The 20,548-nt window shown below is 49.6% G+C and carries 17 protein-coding genes and 2 pseudogenes; 10 read left to right on the top strand and 9 right to left on the bottom strand.

Annotation, left to right across the window (positions count from 1 at the left end; translation table 11 throughout):
• Both cas2 and cas1 read right to left on the bottom strand, forming a co-directional pair.
• Positions 1 to 118 (bottom strand): CRISPR-associated endonuclease Cas2 (gene cas2 / locus ACTS3T_RS04325; protein WP_462934810.1); only part of this gene is annotated, 118 nt, incomplete at its 3' end.
• Entirely contained in the window at positions 118 to 2,214 is a 2,097-nt protein-coding gene (cas1, locus tag ACTS3T_RS04320) for a CRISPR-associated endonuclease Cas1 (protein ID WP_377968212.1), read from the bottom strand. The genes cas2 and cas1, both read right to left, overlap by 1 nt.
• 206 nt (positions 2,215 to 2,420) lie before the next feature.
• Here cas1 and ACTS3T_RS04315 point away from each other — a divergent pair, with 206 nt between their 5' ends.
• A complete protein-coding gene (locus tag ACTS3T_RS04315; RefSeq protein ID WP_377968211.1) occupies positions 2,421 to 2,813 on the top strand; it encodes an endonuclease domain-containing protein in 393 nt (130 codons plus the stop codon).
• A 68-nt stretch (positions 2,814 to 2,881) separates the two neighbouring features.
• Here ACTS3T_RS04315 and ACTS3T_RS04310 read toward each other — a convergent pair whose 3' ends face one another.
• Entirely contained in the window at positions 2,882 to 3,739 is an 858-nt protein-coding gene (locus tag ACTS3T_RS04310; protein WP_377968210.1) for a CRISPR-associated protein, read from the bottom strand.
• A 219-nt stretch (positions 3,740 to 3,958) separates the two neighbouring features.
• On the opposite strand from ACTS3T_RS04310, the gene ACTS3T_RS04305 reads away from it, so the two are divergent.
• From ACTS3T_RS04305 to ACTS3T_RS04280, 6 genes are all read left to right on the top strand, one after another.
• Positions 3,959 to 4,519, top strand: coding sequence for a type III-B CRISPR-associated protein Cas10/Cmr2 (locus ACTS3T_RS04305; protein WP_377968209.1), 561 nt, complete (start codon positions 3,959 to 3,961; stop codon positions 4,517 to 4,519).
• A 20-nt stretch (positions 4,520 to 4,539) separates the two neighbouring features.
• Positions 4,540 to 5,424, top strand: a complete 885-nt coding sequence (locus tag ACTS3T_RS04300; protein WP_462934809.1) for a Cas10/Cmr2 second palm domain-containing protein — start codon at positions 4,540 to 4,542, stop codon at positions 5,422 to 5,424.
• On the top strand, positions 5,333 to 6,385 hold the full coding sequence (locus tag ACTS3T_RS04295; protein WP_377968214.1) for a type III-B CRISPR module-associated Cmr3 family protein: 1,053 nt from the start codon (positions 5,333 to 5,335) through the stop codon (positions 6,383 to 6,385). Before ACTS3T_RS04300 ends, ACTS3T_RS04295 begins: the two co-directional genes overlap by 92 nt.
• Before the next feature lie 51 nt (positions 6,386 to 6,436).
• Positions 6,437 to 7,273, top strand: coding sequence for an RAMP superfamily CRISPR-associated protein (locus tag ACTS3T_RS04290; RefSeq protein WP_377968207.1), 837 nt, complete (start codon positions 6,437 to 6,439; stop codon positions 7,271 to 7,273).
• A 65-nt stretch (positions 7,274 to 7,338) separates the two neighbouring features.
• Positions 7,339 to 7,764 carry a hypothetical protein gene (locus ACTS3T_RS04285; protein WP_377968213.1) on the top strand — a complete coding sequence of 142 codons (426 nt, stop codon included), beginning with the start codon at positions 7,339 to 7,341 and terminating at the stop codon, positions 7,762 to 7,764.
• Positions 7,765 to 7,767: 3 nt separating this feature from the next.
• Positions 7,768 to 9,510: an RAMP superfamily CRISPR-associated protein gene (locus ACTS3T_RS04280; RefSeq protein WP_377968204.1), complete on the top strand. Its 1,743-nt coding sequence runs from the start codon at positions 7,768 to 7,770 to the stop codon at positions 9,508 to 9,510.
• 73 nt (positions 9,511 to 9,583) lie between these two features.
• On the opposite strand, the pseudogene ACTS3T_RS04275 reads toward ACTS3T_RS04280, so the two are convergent.
• Both ACTS3T_RS04275 and ACTS3T_RS04270 read right to left on the bottom strand, forming a co-directional pair.
• Positions 9,584 to 10,303: pseudogene (locus ACTS3T_RS04275) on the bottom strand (IS6 family transposase).
• Positions 10,304 to 10,610: 307 nt separating this feature from the next.
• Complete coding sequence (locus tag ACTS3T_RS04270; RefSeq protein WP_377968205.1) at positions 10,611 to 10,817, bottom strand: hypothetical protein; 207 nt, start codon at positions 10,815 to 10,817, stop codon at positions 10,611 to 10,613.
• Positions 10,818 to 10,968: 151 nt separating this feature from the next.
• Between ACTS3T_RS04270 and ACTS3T_RS04265 the strand changes: the two genes are divergently transcribed.
• Positions 10,969 to 12,771: a GmrSD restriction endonuclease domain-containing protein gene (locus ACTS3T_RS04265; protein ID WP_377968206.1), complete on the top strand. Its 1,803-nt coding sequence runs from the start codon at positions 10,969 to 10,971 to the stop codon at positions 12,769 to 12,771.
• 1,540 nt (positions 12,772 to 14,311) lie between these two features.
• Here the strand turns inward: ACTS3T_RS04265 and ACTS3T_RS04260 are convergent.
• Positions 14,312 to 16,114 carry a GmrSD restriction endonuclease domain-containing protein gene (locus ACTS3T_RS04260; RefSeq protein WP_377968206.1) on the bottom strand — a complete coding sequence of 601 codons (1,803 nt, stop codon included), beginning with the start codon at positions 16,112 to 16,114 and terminating at the stop codon, positions 14,312 to 14,314.
• A gap of 151 nt (positions 16,115 to 16,265) precedes the next feature.
• Between ACTS3T_RS04260 and ACTS3T_RS04255 the strand changes: the two genes are divergently transcribed.
• Positions 16,266 to 16,472 (top strand): hypothetical protein, encoded by a 207-nt coding sequence (locus ACTS3T_RS04255; RefSeq protein WP_377968205.1) that lies wholly within the window; start codon positions 16,266 to 16,268, stop codon positions 16,470 to 16,472.
• Positions 16,473 to 16,779: 307 nt separating this feature from the next.
• Positions 16,780 to 17,499, top strand: a pseudogene (locus ACTS3T_RS04250) (IS6 family transposase).
• A 73-nt stretch (positions 17,500 to 17,572) separates the two neighbouring features.
• On the opposite strand, the gene ACTS3T_RS04245 reads toward ACTS3T_RS04250, so the two are convergent.
• The 3 genes from ACTS3T_RS04245 to ACTS3T_RS04235 form a co-directional block, all read right to left on the bottom strand.
• Positions 17,573 to 19,315, bottom strand: coding sequence for an RAMP superfamily CRISPR-associated protein (locus tag ACTS3T_RS04245; protein ID WP_377968204.1), 1,743 nt, complete (start codon positions 19,313 to 19,315; stop codon positions 17,573 to 17,575).
• A 3-nt stretch (positions 19,316 to 19,318) separates the two neighbouring features.
• Entirely contained in the window at positions 19,319 to 19,744 is a 426-nt protein-coding gene (locus ACTS3T_RS04240) for a hypothetical protein (RefSeq protein ID WP_377968213.1), read from the bottom strand.
• A gap of 65 nt (positions 19,745 to 19,809) precedes the next feature.
• Positions 19,810 to 20,548, bottom strand: a 739-nt coding sequence (locus ACTS3T_RS04235) for an RAMP superfamily CRISPR-associated protein (protein WP_462934808.1), incomplete at its 5' end; no start/stop codon positions are given.

Genomic DNA, 20,548 nt, shown 5'->3' with positions numbered 1-20,548 from the left:
GACTCATAAAACACTCAAAAACCGAATATTGCACCCGCCGTCCATAGCCTTCTAAAAAAGTAGCCAGCTTAGTACGGCGTTTATCATCCGGAATATCGTAAACCACCAAAACAAGCATCAGTTAGTCCGTCGAAACGCCTCATAAGGGTAATTTCCTAGCACAGCCTTCTTATAACCCTGTATCTGTAGCTGAATGACCCGCCGATAAGTCACCGACTCTTTCACATCAGGATGCGTCACATTTTCTGTAATCCGCTGCTCAAAACGCTTCAAGAAAATGCGTCTAGCAGATCCAGTCAGATACACGCCTTGATTTTTCTTGGGCCAAGAGAAGTCAGTCGGGCGAATCGTTTTCTTATTCACCAACTGCATCACCAGCGAATCCACCACTGGCGACCTAAACTCCTCCATCAAATCAAACGCCAAATAAGCCTGCTGCCGCTCCGCCCCGTGCAAATTGCCCAAATAAGGATTTAGCCCCTCCGCCAGCAGCAAGCTAAACACATTGTTAAACAGCAGCGTATAGCCAAAACTCAGCAGCGAATTCACCGGATCTGTCGGCGGATGAAAATTTCGCCCCAACCACTCAAACCCCGGATTAGTAATCAGCGGCTTAAATGACTGAAAATATTGCGTCGCGCCAATGCCCTCATAGCCCCGCACCTGCTCCAGCGTCAGCCCTTGCTCTAGGTTTGCCACCGTCTCCATCGCCTGAGCCAGCCGCTCTATCGCCGCCGTCACAGCAGGCAACTGCCGCTTGCGGTTTTGCCGCAGCAAAAAGATCTTCGAGTTCCACAGCTTGCCATAGACAACCGCCCGCGCCGTCTCTATCCGAAAAGCTTCATCCTGCTGTCGCTCAAACTGCCGCGCCTCCACAATCAGATCTGTCGTCTCCGCACTCCACAGATGCCCCTTATACTCCCCCAACTGACTCAAAAAGATCACTGGAATCTGCAATTGCAAACAGTGACTAATCACCGCTGTGCTGAGCTGCACATTACCAAACACCAAAATCCGCTCCACCTCTCGAATCGGAATCTCTAGCGGTTCATCCTTAGGTGCTTTCAGCACAAAGCGTCCCTGTTCTTTTTGTAAATAAGTCCCCTGCTCCACTACATACAAACTCGACATGCCATTTCTCCATTCCAGTTCTTTCGACTCAATCTCCACTGCGCTATCCGCCCGCACCTGATAACCCAGCACCACAAACAACGGCGGTGGAATCGGCTGCTGCGTCTGCTTCAGCGCAGCCACTAATGCCTGCTGCATCGCTGAGGTTTCTGCCCCCGAGTCGCTATAGACTAGCTTCATCTCCGTGCTGGACTTTGCCCCTTTAGGAATACGATCTCTCGCTGGCACAGGCGACAGCGGCACCACCACATCCCCCGCAAAAGCATGACCCAGAAACCGAAACCCCTGATCAAACGATGTAATTCGGGTTTTGTCAGGGTGGAGCTGCAAGTCCATTAGCCCCAACAACTGCGCCACCATTGCCTGCCCTTCTAAGATCCGTTGCCGACTGCGCCCCAGCACCACAAAATCATCTGCATAGCGCACCAGCTTCCAGCCCTGCGCCGTCAGCAACTCGTCAAAATCGTCCAGATACACATTCGCCAACAGCGGTGAAACCACCGCCCCTTGAGGTACCCCGCAAATCGGCAGCAAAATACCGTCTTTAGTCAGTGTCCCAGCAGTGATCCACCCTTCGAGTAGCTTCAGCAGCCAGGGCTGGTCGATACGCTCCTTCACCTCCGAGAGCAAACGCAGGTGCTGAATGTTATTGAAATATTTCACAATGTCCGCATCCAGCACCCAGTCATAGCCGCGCCTGCCCCAGTAAGCCACCTGCTCTACCGCCATCAAGTGCGATCGCCCTGGACGGTAGGCAAAACTGGCTGGTTCAAACTCAGCTTCCATCACTGGATAGAGTACCTGTAGCAGCGCCTGCTGGACAATGCGATCTCTTACAGTGGGCACCCCTAGTTCGCGCCAGCCTGCCGTTTTCTTCGGCACAAAGAGCTGTCGCAGTGGCATTGGCCGATATTTTCCAGTAGCCACTGCCCGCCTCAAACTCGACAATGCCTTTTGCTTACGGCGACCAAAATCAGCAATCGTCTCACCATCAACCCCAGCACAGCCCTGATTCGTCGCGACTTTATCCCAAGCCAGCTCGAAGTTGATCGGTTCTAGAAAGCGATCTCTTAGGGACGGCACGATTAAACTCCTACACTTCAAAGTCTTCCCCCTCTCCCTAAATCCCTGTTCTCCCAAAATTGAAGGAAGGGGGATCGCCCTCCATCTCCTAGCCCCTTCCTCCCAAACTGGGAGGAAGGGGGAGCAATTCTGATGTTTGTCTTTTTGGGAGCGAAGTTGAAAGCAGGGGCACCTTCAGAAAATGGTCATCGTTCAACAGAAAGCATATGGGTGCTCACCAAACCCCAGAAAAATGGCATGTCCCAGCTGCCATGCGGCACAAGATGGTAGGTGTGGCCAGAAACCTACGACGAACACAAACACCTACCGAGAAAACTTTATGGCACTGTCTACGGCGAAAACAAAGAGGCTACAAAGTGCGGCGACAGCAACCAATTGGCTCCTTTGTCGTTGATTTCTATGTACCTCAGTCACGGTTAGTCATTGAAATTGATGGCCCGGTTCATGCCCTTCAGCGCGATCGTGATCGAGAACGGCAAGCGCTATTGGAGGAATTAGATTTAGTATTCCTGCGTTTTTCGACCAGCGAAGTAGAAGAACGACTATCCGAAACACTGTTAAAGATTGATCAGTATGTACGCGATCTTTCAAAGCTCTAGTGGCTTTGTCCTCTAACTTCCTCAAGTCCCTCTCCCAAGTGTGGGAGAGGGATTTAGGGAGAGGGGGATTAGCGTCTCCTACGCCGCCGCCCTTGCTTAATCGGCTTCATCTCATAAGACACATCCACCGCCATGATCCTCGGCGGCTGATGTAGCTGACTGATGTATTGCAAAGGCCGCTCCGGACGGCTACAGGCCAGCAGTATCCCCGCCGTAATGCCCTTCGTGCCGCCGGTATAGTCAGCAATTACCTCAGCATCAGCCAAAGGTTCTGAGAATTCTGCCGCATCTGCATAGATAGCATTCACCAGCCGCTGAATGTAGTTCGGGTCATCCACTAGCTCATCGGGTATCAGTAAGCTCAGCCTTTCACCCGGATGCTCTGGATCCGCCATCTCATAGTTACCGTAGTGCAGCTTCAGGATTTGGGTGACTCCTTTTAAAGCCAATTCACTGGCGAGCTGATCTGCGTAGGGCATTGACTTCTCAGTGCAGAGAATCCAGCAGTGCTTTAGCTGCCTTGCCTCTTCCTGCTGCCAGTGAAACTCAATCGCGACTTTAGCAGGAGATGCGTGGCTAGGGCTCATCGCTACAATCAACCCTCGGTAAGTACGCTCTAGCGGTTTGACATTTACCTGCTGAATCTCCTTGATTGCCAAAAAAGGCAGCCGCGATCGCAACCAGCGAGTCAGGTTAGTGAAATAGGTCAGCCCTAGCAGCACCAGCATCAACGCTAGCGTTAGCCAGAGGTCAAACGTGGCTTGGTCCATGCCCCAGCGCTCTACCATCCAAGGACTCAGCCGCTGCCAGAAAAGGGTAGAGACTCCGTCTGAGACGATAGTGAACACCAGTGTCCCTACTAGAAAAAAGGCAATGAAATTCTTAGTCGGGTCAGAGATCGCTTCAATGATACGGTTGCGGTTCATGGCAAGTTCTTGCAGGTAGATAAAGATTTTTTCTGCTGAGGCGAAGAATTACTTAAGTTCTGCTGTTAATTTGCAACCCGGCTCCTATATTAGGTTGAACTTTGACAGCCGACTCTACCTCAACTAGCTACCACCATTAAACTCGCTACTGGAAGACCCTGCTTCCAGTAGCTTGCTAAGGTATGAGCAACTTAGATTTTGCGCCATCTCGGTGAGCCTATGACTGCTTCCGTTTATACCGCCATTACCTTTGCCCCCGTGCAAGGCTTTATCGAAAAATCCCGCAAACTGCGTGACCTCTATGGCAGCTCGTTTATTCTTTCCTATTTGTCAGAACGGGTCTGTAATGCAGCTCGTCATCACTTAAAGCCTCAGATCGCGATTGAAGATCTGCACTGGCCAGAAGATCCGATTGTCTCACCCGCGCTGATATCAGTGACCCAGGGGGTGCCCAACCAGATTTTAATTCGAGGTGAATTTCCGCGTCAGCAAGCGGCTCAAGCCTTTAAGCAGGCTTGGCGGGATATTGTCTTGACTTGCCAAAATTGGATTCAAGCCAAAATCCCCAAGCAGGCCAATGGCAAGTGTTGGGAGTACGGCTACTGGCATCGTTCTTGGCAAGCGTGGATCGATCACACTTGGGAATTTTTCTGGGCTATAGGTATAGGCGAAACCGGGGATGCTGCTAAAGAAGCGCTGAACGAATCTAAATTTGCCCGTGCTTGGACAGGAGTTAACTGGACAATTCTCGCCCGCAAGCTGTGGAAGACGCCGAGGTGAGAGAGTTCTATGGGCAGTTAATGAAACAGCTAGGAGAAGCGTCGATTACGACGCGCGAGTTCCTCAGCATTCCAGAGCTAGTGAAACGACTGGTGACCTATGAGCAAGTCGTCAATTATAGAGAAGATTCAACTCAGCCCAAACGCTTAAAGTTTGAAACTCCGCTTAGTTTCAAAGACCTCAATCGCCTGCTGAATCGCAACCCCTCAAATTCTGGTGAATCTGAGGAGACTTTAGAAGAAGCCGACCGAGAAGAGGCCAAACGCTGGACAGGATGGTTTCAAGGAGACGGCGATCGCGCGGGTGACTTTTTGTTTAATCAACCTGATGATGTCTTACACCGCTTTAGTGAAAATATGCGTAACTGGGGGGTGAATCTCAAAACTCATCTGCCTCAGGTTGACCTCGGTAAGGGTTTAACCCAGAAAAGTGGACGCATTATTTACGCCGGAGGTGACGACTTTCTCGGCGTGCTTTATCGCAATCCCCCTTTGCCAGAGATGACTCCCTTGGCGTGCATCCAGGATTTTTTTGCGGGCTTTAAATCTGAAATTTGGAGCCAAACTCACGAGCCAATTACCGTCAGCGTCGGCTTTGTTTGGGCTGCCCCCAACGTACCGCAACGCGATGTGTTGCAACATTGCCGAAAGGCCGAACAAGCTGCCAAGCGAACTGGACGCGATCGCATTGCCTGTCGCATTCTCTTTAACGATGGCAAACACCTAGAGTGGACTTGCCCCTGGTGGCTACTAGCAGGCAATTCTTATTGCCATTCACCCCCTGGGATTCCTCTATGGCAGTGCTGGCCCCTTTCTGTCTCCAGAAAACCTAGTCGGACGAGCCGGGGACAGCTTTCCCCCTGCTGCGGCTACGGTATCGGGTATTTTTGCCGCTCACTACGGTAATCAGGATGTTCAATCCTTGCAACTAGCGGGGCCGTTTTGGGCGAAGACTACAACCATTGATGCCAACGAAAATCAGGATTTTTATGTGCCCACACCCATGACTTATTTAGTTAAAAGAGGGGAAAACACCGCTAGCAACCGCCTAACCTGGCAAGAAAAAGATGGACGCTTGAGCTGGCGCGATCGCAATGGCAAAATTCCCACCGGAAAATTTGAATCAGGCACCTGGCTATCTCTCAAAGACTGGAACAATTCTTGTCCCCAGCAAGTGAGCGGTAGCAGCAAAGACAAGCCGTGGAAGTTTGTACCACATCTTCACCCCCGGCTAGAGCTTGACCAACGTCGGGTTGCTGCAGGCCGAGCCGAACTTGCATCCGATGAATCCAACCAAGGCAGCTTGTTTTTAGAAAATGCGGTTCAGCTTGATGCTGATTACTGTCTCGTCTATTTGTCTAATCAAAAGTTGCCGCTTGGTTGGTATCGCTTCGGTGGTGAGGGACATATGGTTGAGATAACTTGCCATTGCCTCCAAGACCATATCCGCCGCGATCGACTATCGCCCAAATCGTTAGGCCGTGCCTTTGCCACAATTACCCCGTCTGTTTGGGGTTCAAATCGTCTTTCTCAGCGCTATCCAGAGGCGTGGCGAGATTTGGTAACCCACCAGGATAACGCCGCTGCTGAGGTGAAAGAGTCTATCTTGACAGCAAAGCCAATTCCTTTTCGCTACCGCTTAGGTAACCGTAAAGGTGATCAAGGGCAGGATATTCATCAGCCTCATCAGCCCAAGCTGCTGTCACGAGGGCGTTATGCAGTGCCTGCCGGAAGCGTTTATGTCTTCAAAGATCCCTTAGATCAACCCTGGCACCACTGGCCTGCTCAGTGGTTTCCCAAAGAAGGCCCCTATATGAGTCGCTGGGGCTGTGGACTTGCTTTGCCCTTACCCAGTGCGATCGCCTAAATTCAGTTCTCTGTCGATAGCTAACTATCCCTCTTTAACTGACTGAAAACTATGTATCACAAAGCCTACGGCATCATTGAAACGTTGGCTCCCCTTCATGTGGGCGCTAGCGCTGGAGAAGAAACTGGCAACTTGAATCTGATTTTTCGCGACCAGTTTACCCAGACTGGCATCATCCCCGGTAGCTCCATTCGCGGTCGCTTCAGAGCCGATATGCGACAGCAGGAAAAAGACTTTGAACGTTGGTATGGAGCTGAAGCTAAGACAGGAGAACCCAATAGCACCACTGAAGGCATCATGAAGTTCGAATACGCCTCAATCCTCTGGATGCCAGTTTATTGCCCCAATCAGCCTGTTGTCAGAGTATCTTGTCCTGCTTTACTCAAGCGCTATCACAAGCTAGCTACAGCCAACATGCAGACACCCACGTTCAAACCTTATAGCTACTACGGTAAGAAGTCTGGTGAGAAACTTTTCTTCAATTTAGGTTTCCTAAAATTAGGTGATAAAGACGAAAACTTGAAACACTACATTCCGAATTTTGTGTCTGATCATGATGCTTATCTGTTGCTAGTGGTTGATGACACAGATATTTCAATGATTCACGATATGGCGCTCTATCGTCAAAGTCGAGTTTCGCTAGAAACTGAACAAAAGCGATCTAAGAAGGGCGCTTTCTTCGATGTAGAGGCGTTGCCAGAAGGCACAATAATGACCTTTCCATTGGCATCCCGTAAGACTTTTCAGCAAGAGTCAGTTCAACTACAAACCTTTTTTGAGGTAGCTGGCTTTGACAAGAGCAGAGAACTTTACTTCGGCGGTCTTGAATCCGTTGGTTTTGGGCGTACACAAGTCACCTTAAAAGAGAGTAATAGCAACCTTGCTTAGCTCCTATAGCTCCAATCGACTCAGGAAGACTCCAAATGACTCAACCTAATACGCAGGAATCCGCTATTGGCTGGCAGCCCTATCACTTAGATCATGCTGCTCAGAATCTAGTCTTAGATTACAGAGATCAAAAAAATGTCCTGAATGAATCTCACAAGATGAGAATGGCGGTTGCTTACGGCCTAGAACGCTTCTGGGGTGAGCATCTTCGCTATGAACGAGAGAAAGGAACTGAAAGTCGCAACAAAGGGCTGTACTGGAAAGCGGTTTGGTGTACTTTGGCCAATATTCTTGAGCCTAGCGACATTAAACTGCCAGATGCAAAGGGGACTGTAGCCTTCGATAACACAGATGACATTAAACGCATTGCTGCTGAAATCTGGCAAATGCCATTGGATCAGCAAAAAGTGACGCTGATGGTCTTAAGTCAACTGTGTGACTCACTGGTCTGGTGGACTCAACGATATAAAAAACAAACGAGTGAGGGGTAGACAATGGTTTTTGCCCAAGCATATCAAAAGGCAGCTGCTAAGAAAGGTGAAAACACTGATGTTCCTGCTCCTTCACAGCAGATAGAAACTCATCCAGAACAAGTGCCGATGATGTATCGGGCACAGGTTCAAGGCCGTTGCAGCTTGCAATATGCCAATGACGATAAAGACCTTGAACGCTGGACAGAGGAATGGGTCAATCCACACAAAGAGACTGGACAGCCCATTTATCAGCGTGAGGAACGGCCCGTTGGTTTGGATGGCACGATTTATCGATTCCGGCTCAAGTTTCCTTGGCGTGTCTTTACTGACTGTGGCCAGGATAGTATCCTACGGCCTGCTATTGGTAAAGATGGTATACCCTTCATACCCGGCAGCAGCCTTAAGGGAATTTTTAGGCGTTTGCTTTATTCTCAAACCATAACTGAACAGGAGCAAGAGGAAGTTGAACTCTACTGTGGTAGCCAAGAAAAGACGGCTCTGCTTCGTTTTCACGGTGCCTATCCCATAGGTGACTGGGCTGGAACAGAAGTCGTTACCTCTAATCAGAGCAGTAAATCACAACATGAGATCCGCTATCGGATGGTGGATGTGGTTCATCCGCAGCAGCCTAGACAAGTTCAAGGTAAGGGGTCTGCTAAAGCGATCGCTTTGATCAGTTTCCACGAACCAACTTTGTTGTTTGAACTTAGCAGCACTCAACCTCTTGTTCTTGAAACGTGGCAGCACATTGAAGATCTATTCAAGCGTGCGCTGCGTCAGGGGTTGGGCGGTAAAACGAGTACAGGCTACGGCTTATGGGTAATTCCCAAGAATCAATATGCCTTCAATCTTTATTTGCATGGAGTCGGTGTAAGTTCGCTTTTACGTAATGGTGAGCCAGAGTTTCGTCCTAATCTCTTCAAGGCAACGCTACGGGGACATGCTAGTCGGCTGCTTGCAGGTGTATGCAACGATCCAAGTATCGTTAAAGTCAAGGTAGATGAGCTGTTTGGCTCCACGAAAAATCCTGGCAAAGTTGAGCTTTATTGGGAACTAAAAGCGTTGAACCTAGCGACTCAGGGACGGGAAAAAACGCCTATCTCTCGGGTGAACGGAGTTTTACACCTTGATGCGCCAGCACAAGATCTTGAATTTATTAAAGGTTTGGCGGCCTTTGCCTATGCAATGGGAGGCTTCGGTAAATCCTGGCGGCGCGTTTGGCACAAAGGCCCTGACGCTTGGCATCCTGGTTTTCTACCTACCTACACCACTAGAGCGATTGGTTGTCAATGGAGTGGAGATGTTTTGGATACGCCTGCGGGTAATATTCATGACGGTCAATCACTACAGTTATTTCTTCAAAATTTACACAGTCAGTGTAAAAGCTATCTGGGTATCAAGGATGCCAAAGCCATTGATTGGCGAGAAGCTTGGCATCCAAGGCGATTAGCTGTTTTTACCAAAAAAACTTCAGAGTCTGAAGCTATTAGCTTGTTCCATGATGATGTCTTTAAGACCACGCCAGCGGTGGGGGGGAGAACACCCGATCCAAAGGATACAAGACTTCGGTTCAGTTCTGTATGGCACCGTATGTTGCCGCTGACGAAAGAAAACTATCTTGAGATTGTGACAATCTTTTTTGGGCGCTACAGTGACTCCAATCCCTGGCTGCGCAATGGAGAAGATCAGCTTCCCTTCTTATTTGAAGCATTAGAAAGCTCAGGCTTTAAGAAACAGTGGGGAAGCCTGCCCAACCACTCATGAAGGCACTGTCAACTTAACTTTCCGTATCTAAATTCAAGCACTAAATTTCCGTTAATCGCCTTCGTCAGTCGTTCTAAGCGATCGCCAATAGGCGCGTAAATCGTTGCCAGTTGTTCAAGCGCTGACGCATCGTCTCTCGATATTCGGTTGCACTCTGTCGATGTTGGTGAGGATGAAAGTAACCCCGGATCGGTTCAAAGGCCGAGAGGAATCGTTGCGCGTGTCCAGGAGACTTGAAGCGACCCATGCGCCTTTCTCTATTCGAGTGGGGCGATGAGAATTCTCCGCTCGATTGTTCAACCTTCGGTGCTGCCGATGTTCGACGCCTGGAATCAGCACTTTCTTCGCCGCCCCATAGCTTTTGAGTTTGTCGGTGACGATGACCCGCGGGGCGAAGCCCGTGGATTTAAGCAGTTTGCGAAAGAACTTCATGGCTGCGCGTTTGTCCCGATGAGGCTGCATCAGGATGTCGAGGACTTGACCGTCCGCATCGACAGCGCGCCACAGATAGTACTGCTGGCCTTTAATGATAATGACGACCTCGTCCAGATGCCATTTATCATTCGGCTGGGGGCGACGGCGACGAATGGGGGCGACGGCGACGAATCTGATGGGCATAGGGCTGAGCAAACTTTTTGCACCACTGGCGAATGGCTTCATAGGTGACCTCAATGCCGCGATAGAGCATCATTTTCTCGATATCGCGAAAGCTCAAAGGAAACGTGTAGTAGAGCCAGACGCAGTGGCGAATGACTCCGATGGGAAATCGGTGGTACTTGTAGCTGACGCTCATGGACTCGTCCTGACAATGCTGACAAAGGCTACCACAGAAGTTAAGTTGACAGTGCCCTTTAAGCATCAGGGCGATCGCTTCCAAGGAATGGTTTCACTAACACCTCGACTACAGTTCATTTGCTCTTGGAACGGAAAGAGCAAATCAATCCGTAAATCTGTGTAAGCTTTGCCGGATTCTCTTTTCTCCCTGGGCAAAATTGAGTAGCTCCTTTGCCAACGTCTGCTGCTATGGATGATGCCGCCAAACAACGAGTCGAAGCTTTCCTGAAAAAATGGCAGATCACCAGCGGCAATGAGCGGGCCAACTACCAAATCTTATTTGGCGATTTATGTGAGGCATCGCGAGCATCGCCGAGCCCGAAGAAACCGTCATTGCCCCCGTCGAGCAACAAACCTTCCTCAGTTCCTTCAAAGACCAGTTTTGCGCTATATGCAACCTTATGCATACCCAGCGCAGCGAATGGACCATCGCCCAAGTCAAAAACGCCAGCCGCAAACACAAAGCTATCCAAGACTGCCTTGATACCCCACCGACCTGGGTGCGATCGCCGTCCACACCGAAGCCAACACCCTCCGCTGGTACAGCGCTGACTTGCAGAAGGCAGCCCAACTCATGTCCCAATCTTCCCTGTTTTCACAGCACAGCACAAAAGGCTTAGATTCATGACCACTTTCGACAGCACCAAGCGTCTACTGCCCGACATTCTCAAAGACATCGTGGCTGGCAAAATTCAGCTCCCCGACTTTCAACGCGGTTGGGTTTGGGACGATAACCATATTCAAAGTCTGCTAGTGAGTATCGGGCGCTCTTTTCCGGTAGGGGCCGTCATGCTGCTGGAAACTGGCGGAGCCGTCCGATTTCAAGTGCGCCCCGTCGAAAACGTCCAGTTTCCTCAAGCACCACCCGAAGCTGCCAAGCTCATTCTCGATGGTCAGCAGCGACTCACCACCTTGACGCAGGTGCTTTCTCTCGATACCGCTGTCAAAACCCGAACCGACAAAGGGAAAGCGATCAGTCGCTACTACTACATTCACATTCCGACCGCATTAGAAGGGCCGGAAGCCTTGGAGCGATCGCTAGAAGCGGTTGATGAAAGCCGTCAGAAGCGCAGTAACTTTGGCCGCAACATAGACCTCGACCTTTCTACACGGGAAAAGGAATGCCAGCAGCTGTACTTCCCCTGCAATCGCATCCTGTCTTGGTCAGAGTGGCTCCAAGACTTGAGTCGCTTTAATGGTGCAGCGTTATCGACCTTCCTGGAATTTCAGAAACAGGTACTCGATGCCTTTGGCACCTACCAGGTCCCCATTATTGAACTTAAAAAAGAAACCTCAAAAGAGGCCGTCTGTCTGGTGTTTGAAAAAGTCAACACCGGAGGCGTCGCGCTTTCTGTATTTGAACTCATCACCGCTAGCTATGCTGCCGACGGCTACAATCTCCGAGATGACTGGTACGGCAGCCAACTCCGAGGCGTCGAATCACGACAGTCTCGTCTGGCCCAAGATCCGCTCCTCTCCCAAGTCGAGGCGACTGACTTTCTGCAAGCTATCACCTTGCTCCACACCCTAGAGAAACGGCGCATCGATCTGGCAGCAGGTAAGCAAGGCAAACAAGTCGCTCCGGTGAGTGCCAAGCGCAGTTCCGTATTGGAACTGCCCCTCTCGGCGTACCAAATCTGGGCTGACAAGGTCGAGCAAGGCTTTCGATTAGCCGCTAAATTCCTACGACGACAGTCCTTCTATGCAGTGCGAGAACTGCCCTACCGTACCCAGATTGTGCCCCTTGCTGCCGTCCTGACTGAGTTAGGAACCCGTTGGCTAGAGCCCAAGATCTACGACAAATTAGCCCAATGGTTTTGGTGCGGTATTTTAGGCGAACTCTACGGCGGAGCGGTCGAAACCCGCATTGCCAACGACTTAGAAGAATTGCTGTTATGGATCAAGGATGATACCCATATCCCGCGCACCATTGGCGACGCCTCCTTTCAGCCAGAACGCTTGGATCGTCTTACCAGTCGTCTCAGTGCTGCTTACAAAGGCATCAATGTCTTGGTCTTACGGGAAGGGGCTCAGGATTTCTTCTGGAAGTCCGGTATTAATGAGCTCGATGCGGAAGAGGTGGCTCTCGATATTCATCACATCTTTCCGAAAGCCTGGTGCGAAGGCAATGGCATCCCCCGTCGCCGTTACGACACCATCGTCAACAAAACCCCTATCTCTTACAAGGCCAATCGCATGATTGGTGGGATCGCTCCCTCTAAATACCTGCAAAAAATCCAGGAGCATTCCCAAGTGCAGCTCGATGCCGCTGCCATGGATCAGATCCTCGCTAGCCATCGAATTCCGCCTCAACAGCTTCGGATCGATGACTTTGAAGGCTTTTATCAGCAGCGAAAACAGTCACTCTTATCGCTCATTGCCAATGCGATGGGCAAGCAAGTGATCGAAGCAGGTTTAGATGCCTAAAACAACGGAAGCTGCGATTTAGTGTCATTTAGTACAGTTGAGCGAGTTGCAATCTTAGGGCGATCATTTGATCGATGACGCTGTCAGAGACAGGGGTATCTGTGTTCATAGAGAGAGAGAGAAGTTTTCTTGCCTATCATGCTACGAAACGGTTTAGGCCAAGCTTTTAGAAAGTTCGCGTTCTTCAATCTCCTGAGAAACAACAACGGCCCCCCACTACTAGTGATCGCGTAAGTGATAGTTTTTCGACTCAAAAGAGCGATCGCCAGATTGCACTGATAGAAAGTAGAGTAAGATGAGGCAGCGATCGCCTTGCTTCTATAGAGTCCGAAGAAGGGATGGCCCCAGGGTTGTGCAGCTCACAAAGAATGCTTGTAAGCCCTCCACAGTACAGAGCAATAATCCCTGAGTTTAGAGCGATCGCATCCAAAAGCCGATAGGACAGTACCAGCGAGCAGCCCCTATGCAAGCGAAAGGCATGGCATGTACACACTAAATATACATTCAAAATGTACACTCAAAATAAACATGTTAAATACATGCACTCAGTTTCATGTGTATCCCATTGCAGAGGTAAGAGGCGATCGCAAGAGCAAAGTGGCTGAAACGCTTATACAGCAGTACTTTTACGGCATAATGCAAACACAGCAAACACAAAGGAAGGCTCGAAAGTATAAAAGCGATCGCATTGCAGCGTACAAAATAACAGTACGGTAACACACAAGCGTATAAGCAACACAGCGATCGCCCTCCCCCACAGTTTTTTGGAATTCCAAAAAACTGTGGGGGAGGGCGATCGCTGTGTTGCTTATACGCTTGTGTGTTACCGTACTGTTATTTTGTACGCTGCAATGCGATCGCTTTTATACTTTCGAGCCTTCCTTTGTGTTTGCTGTGTTTGCATTATGCCGTAAAAGTACTGCTGTATAAGCGTTTCAGCCACTTTGCTCTTGCGATCGCCTCTTACCTCTGCAATGGGATACACATGAAACTGAGTGCATGTATTTAACATGTTTATTTTGAGTGTACATTTTGAATGTATATTTAGTGTGTACATGCCATGCCTTTCGCTTGCATAGGGGCTGCTCGCTGGTACTGTCCTATCGGCTTTTGGATGCGATCGCTCTAAACTCAGGGATTATTGCTCTGTACTGTGGAGGGCTTACAAGCATTCTTTGTGAGCTGCACAACCCTGGGGCCATCCCTTCTTCGGACTCTATAGAAGCAAGGCGATCGCTGCCTCATCTTACTCTACTTTCTATCAGTGCAATCTGGCGATCGCTCTTTTGAGTCGAAAAACTATCACTTACGCGATCACTAGTAGTGGGGGGCCGTTGTTGTTTCTCAGGAGATTGAAGAACGCGAACTTTCTAAAAGCTTGGCCTAAACCGTTTCGTAGCATGATAGGCAAGAAAACTTCTCTCTCTCTCTATGAACACAGATACCCCTGTCTCTGACAGCGTCATCGATCAAATGATCGCCCTAAGATTGCAACTCGCTCAACTGTACTAAATGACACTAAATCGCAGCTTCCGTTGTTTTAGGCATCTAAACCTGCTTCGATCACTTGCTTGCCCATCGCATTGGCAATGAGCGATAAGAGTGACTGTTTTCGCTGCTGATAAAAGCCTTCAAAGTCATCGATCCGAAGCTGTTGAGGCGGAATTCGATGGCTAGCGAGGATCTGATCCATGGCAGCGGCATCGAGCTGCACTTGGGAATGCTCCTGGATTTTTTGCAGGTATTTAGAGGGAGCGATCCCACCAATCATGCGATTGGCCTTGTAAGAGATAGGGGTTTTGTTGACGATGGTGTCGTAACGGCGACGGGGGATGCCATTGCCTTCGCACCAGGCTTTCGGAAAGATGTGATGAATATCGAGAGCCACCTCTTCCGCATCGAGCTCATTAATACCGGACTTCCAGAAGAAATCCTGAGCCCCTTCCCGTAAGACCAAGACATTGATGCCTTTGTAAGCAGCACTGAGACGACTGGTAAGACGATCCAAGCGTTCTGGCTGAAAGGAGGCGTCGCCAATGGTGCGCGGGATATGGGTATCATCCTTGATCCATAACAGCAATTCTTCTAAGTCGTTGGCAATGCGGGTTTCGACCGCTCCGCCGTAGAGTTCGCCTAAAATACCGCACCAAAACCATTGGGCTAATTTGTCGTAGATCTTGGGCTCTAGCCAACGGGTTCCTAACTCAGTCAGGACGGCAGCAAGGGGCACAATCTGGGTACGGTAGGGCAGTTCTCGCACTGCATAGAAGGACTGTCGTCGTAGGAATTTAGCGGCTAATCGAAAGCCTTGCTCGACCTTGTCAGCCCAGATTTGGTACGCCGAGAGGGGCAGTTCCAATACGGAACTGCGCTTGGCACTCACCGGAGCGACTTGTTTGCCTTGCTTACCTGCTGCCAGATCGATGCGCCGTTTCTCTAGGGTGTGGAGCAAGGTGATAGCTTGCAGAAAGTCAGTCGCCTCGACTTGGGAGAGGAGCGGATCTTGGGCCAGACGAGACTGTCGTGATTCGACGCCTCGGAGTTGGCTGCCGTACCAGTCATCTCGGAGATTGTAGCCGTCGGCAGCATAGCTAGCGGTGATGAGTTCAAATACAGAAAGCGCGACGCCTCCGGTGTTGACTTTTTCAAACACCAGACAGACGGCCTCTTTTGAGGTTTCTTTTTTAAGTTCAATAATGGGGACCTGGTAGGTGCCAAAGGCATCGAGTACCTGTTTCTGAAATTCCAGGAAGGTCGATAACGCTGCACCATTAAAGCGACTCAAGTCTTGGAGCCACTCTGACCAAGACAGGATGCGATTGCAGGGGAAGTACAGCTGCTGGCATTCCTTTTCCCGTGTAGAAAGGTCGAGGTCTATGTTGCGGCCAAAGTTACTGCGCTTCTGACGGCTTTCATCAACCGCTTCTAGCGATCGCTCCAAGGCTTCCGGCCCTTCTAATGCGGTCGGAATGTGAATGTAGTAGTAGCGACTGATCGCTTTCCCTTTGTCGGTTCGGGTTTTGACAGCGGTATCGAGAGAAAGCACCTGCGTCAAGGTGGTGAGTCGCTGCTGACCATCGAGAATGAGCTTGGCAGCTTCGGGTGGTGCTTGAGGAAACTGGACGTTTTCGACGGGGCGCACTTGAAATCGGACGGCTCCGCCAGTTTCCAGCAGCATGACGGCCCCTACCGGAAAAGAGCGCCCGATACTCACTAGCAGACTTTGAATATGGTTATCGTCCCAAACCCAACCGCGTTGAAAGTCGGGGAGCTGAATTTTGCCAGCCACGATGTCTTTGAGAATGTCGGGCAGTAGACGCTTGGTGCTGTCGAAAGTGGTCATGAATCTAAGCCTTTTGTGCTGTGCTGTGAAAACAGGGAAGATTGGGACATGAGTTGGGCTGCCTTCTGCAAGTCAGCGCTGTACCAGCGGAGGGTGTTGGCTTCGGTGTGGACGGCGATCGCACCCAGGTCGGTGGGGTATCAAGGCAGTCTTGGATAGCTTTGTGTTTGCGGCTGGCGTTTTTGACTTGGGCGATGGTCCATTCGCTGCGCTGGGTATGCATAAGGTTGCATATAGCGCAAAACTGGTCTTTGAAGGAACTGAGGAAGGTTTGTTGCTCGACGGGGGCAATGACGGTTTCTTCGGGCTCGGCGATGCTCGCGATGCCTCACATAAATCGCCAAATAAGATTTGGTAGTTGGCCCGCTCATTGCCGCTGGTGATCTGCCATTTTTTCAGGAAAGCTTCGACTCGTTGTTTGGCGGCATCATCCATAGCAGCAGACGTTGGCAAAGGAGCTACTCAATTTTGCCCAGGGAGAAAAGAGAATCCGGCAAAGCTTACACAGATTTACGGATTGATTTGCTCTTTCCGTTCCAAGAGCAAATGAACTGTAGTCGAGGTGTTAGTGAAACCATTCCTTGGAAGCGATCGCCCTGATGCTTAAAGGGCACTGTCAACTTAACTTCTGTGGTAGCCTTTGTCAGCATTGTCAGGACGAGTCCATGAGCGTCAGCTACAAGTACCACCGATTTCCCATCGGAGTCATTCGCCACTGCGTCTGGCTCTACTACACGTTTCCTTTGAGCTTTCGCGATATCGAGAAAATGATGCTCTATCGCGGCATTGAGGTCACCTATGAAGCCATTCGCCAGTGGTGCAAAAAGTTTGCTCAGCCCTATGCCCATCAGATTCGTCGCCGTCGCCCCCATTCGTCGCCGTCGCCCCCAGCCGAATGATAAATGGCATCTGGACGAGGTCGTCATTATCATTAAAGGCCAGCAGTACTATCTGTGGCGCGCTGTCGATGCGGACGGTCAAGTCCTCGACATCCTGATGCAGCCTCATCGGGACAAACGCGCAGCCATGAAGTTCTTTCGCAAACTGCTTAAATCCACGGGCTTCGCCCCGCGGGTCATCGTCACCGACAAACTCAAAAGCTATGGGGCGGCGAAGAAAGTGCTGATTCCAGGCGTCGAACATCGGCAGCACCGAAGGTTGAACAATCGAGCGGAGAATTCTCATCGCCCCACTCGAATAGAGAAAGGCGCATGGGTCGCTTCAAGTCTCCTGGACACGCGCAACGATTCCTCTCGGCCTTTGAACCGATCCGGGGTTACTTTCATCCTCACCAACATCGACAGAGTGCAACCGAATATCGAGAGACGATGCGTCAGCGCTTGAACAACTGGCAACGATTTACGCGCCTATTGGCGATCGCTTAGAACGACTGACGAAGGCGATTAACGGAAATTTAGTGCTTGAATTTAGATACGGAAAGTTAAGTTGACAGTGCCTTCATGAGTGGTTGGGCAGGCTTCCCCACTGTTTCTTAAAGCCTGAGCTTTCTAATGCTTCAAATAAGAAGGGAAGCTGATCTTCTCCATTGCGCAGCCAGGGATTGGAGTCACTGTAGCGCCCAAAAAAGATTGTCACAATCTCAAGATAGTTTTCTTTCGTCAGCGGCAACATACGGTGCCATACAGAACTGAACCGAAGTCTTGTATCCTTTGGATCGGGTGTTCTCCCCCCCACCGCTGGCGTGGTCTTAAAGACATCATCATGGAACAAGCTAATAGCTTCAGACTCTGAAGTTTTTTTGGTAAAAACAGCTAATCGCCTTGGATGCCAAGCTTCTCGCCAATCAATGGCTTTGGCATCCTTGATACCCAGATAGCTTTTACACTGACTGTGTAAATTTTGAAGAAATAACTGTAGTGATTGACCGTCATGAATATTACCCGCAGGCGTATCCAAAACATCTCCACTCCATTGACAACCAATCGCTCTAGTGGTGTAGGTAGGTAGAAAACCAGGATGCCAAGCGTCAGGGCCTTTGTGCCAAACGCGCCGCCAGGATTTACCGAAGCCTCCCATTGCATAGGCAAAGGCCGCCAAACCTTTAATAAATTCAAGATCTTGTGCTGGCGCATCAAGGTGTAAAACTCCGTTCACCCGAGAGATAGGCGTTTTTTCCCGTCCCTGAGTCGCTAGGTTCAACGCTTTTAGTTCCCAATAAAGCTCAACTTTGCCAGGATTTTTCGTGGAGCCAAACAGCTCATCTACCTTGACTTTAACGATACTTGGATCGTTGCATACACCTGCAAGCAGCCGACTAGCATGTCCCCGTAGCGTTGCCTTGAAGAGATTAGGACGAAACTCTGGCTCACCATTACGTAAAAGCGAACTTACACCGACTCCATGCAAATAAAGATTGAAGGCATATTGATTCTTGGGAATTACCCATAAGCCGTAGCCTGTACTCGTTTTACCGCCCAACCCCTGACGCAGCGCACGCTTGAATAGATCTTCAATGTGCTGCCACGTTTCAAGAACAAGAGGTTGAGTGCTGCTAAGTTCAAACAACAAAGTTGGTTCGTGGAAACTGATCAAAGCGATCGCTTTAGCAGACCCCTTACCTTGAACTTGTCTAGGCTGCTGCGGATGAACCACATCCACCATCCGATAGCGGATCTCATGTTGTGATTTACTGCTCTGATTAGAGGTAACGACTTCTGTTCCAGCCCAGTCACCTATGGGATAGGCACCGTGAAAACGAAGCAGAGCCGTCTTTTCTTGGCTACCACAGTAGAGTTCAACTTCCTCTTGCTCCTGTTCAGTTATGGTTTGAGAATAAAGCAAACGCCTAAAAATTCCCTTAAGGCTGCTGCCGGGTATGAAGGGTATACCATCTTTACCAATAGCAGGCCGTAGGATACTATCCTGGCCACAGTCAGTAAAGACACGCCAAGGAAACTTGAGCCGGAATCGATAAATCGTGCCATCCAAACCAACGGGCCGTTCCTCACGCTGATAAATGGGCTGTCCAGTCTCTTTGTGTGGATTGACCCATTCCTCTGTCCAGCGTTCAAGGTCTTTATCGTCATTGGCATATTGCAAGCTGCAACGGCCTTGAACCTGTGCCCGATACATCATCGGCACTTGTTCTGGATGAGTTTCTATCTGCTGTGAAGGAGCAGGAACATCAGTGTTTTCACCTTTCTTAGCAGCTGCCTTTTGATATGCTTGGGCAAAAACCATTGTCTACCCCTCACTCGTTTGTTTTTTATATCGTTGAGTCCACCAGACCAGTGAGTCACACAGTTGACTTAAGACCATCAGCGTCACTTTTTGCTGATCCAATGGCATTTGCCAGATTTCAGCAGCAATGCGTTTAATGTCATCTGTGTTATCGAAGGCTACAGTCCCCTTTGCATCTGGCAGTTTAATGTCGCTAGGCTCAAGAATATTGGCCAAAGTACACCAAACCGCTTTCCAGTACAGCCCTTTGTTGCGACTTTCAGTTCCTTTCTCTCGTTCATAGCGAAGATGCTCACCCCAGAAGCGTTCTAGGCCGTAAGCAACCGCCATTCTCATCTTGTGAGATTCATTCAGGACATTTTTTTGATCTCTGTAATCTAAGACTAGATTCTGAGCAGCATGATCTAAGTGATAGGGCTGCCAGCCAATAGCGGATTCCTGCGTATTAGGTTGAGTCATTTGGAGTCTTCCTGAGTCGATTGGAGCTATAGGAGCTAAGCAAGGTTGCTATTACTCTCTTTTAAGGTGACTTGTGTACGCCCAAAACCAACGGATTCAAGACCGCCGAAGTAAAGTTCTCTGCTCTTGTCAAAGCCAGCTACCTCAAAAAAGGTTTGTAGTTGAACTGACTCTTGCTGAAAAGTCTTACGGGATGCCAATGGAAAGGTCATTATTGTGCCTTCTGGCAACGCCTCTACATCGAAGAAAGCGCCCTTCTTAGATCGCTTTTGTTCAGTTTCTAGCGAAACTCGACTTTGACGATAGAGCGCCATATCGTGAATCATTGAAATATCTGTGTCATCAACCACTAGCAACAGATAAGCATCATGATCAGACACAAAATTCGGAATGTAGTGTTTCAAGTTTTCGTCTTTATCACCTAATTTTAGGAAACCTAAATTGAAGAAAAGTTTCTCACCAGACTTCTTACCGTAGTAGCTATAAGGTTTGAACGTGGGTGTCTGCATGTTGGCTGTAGCTAGCTTGTGATAGCGCTTGAGTAAAGCAGGACAAGATACTCTGACAACAGGCTGATTGGGGCAATAAACTGGCATCCAGAGGATTGAGGCGTATTCGAACTTCATGATGCCTTCAGTGGTGCTATTGGGTTCTCCTGTCTTAGCTTCAGCTCCATACCAACGTTCAAAGTCTTTTTCCTGCTGTCGCATATCGGCTCTGAAGCGACCGCGAATGGAGCTACCGGGGATGATGCCAGTCTGGGTAAACTGGTCG

The sequence above is a fragment of the Almyronema sp. genome (genome assembly GCF_052168255.1).
GTDB classification, from domain to species: Bacteria; Cyanobacteriota; Cyanobacteriia; order Phormidesmidales; family Phormidesmidaceae; genus Sphaerothrix; species Sphaerothrix epifaneia.
The sequence above is the reverse complement of the archived record's forward strand: the minus strand, read 5'-3'. Positions and strand labels throughout refer to the sequence as shown.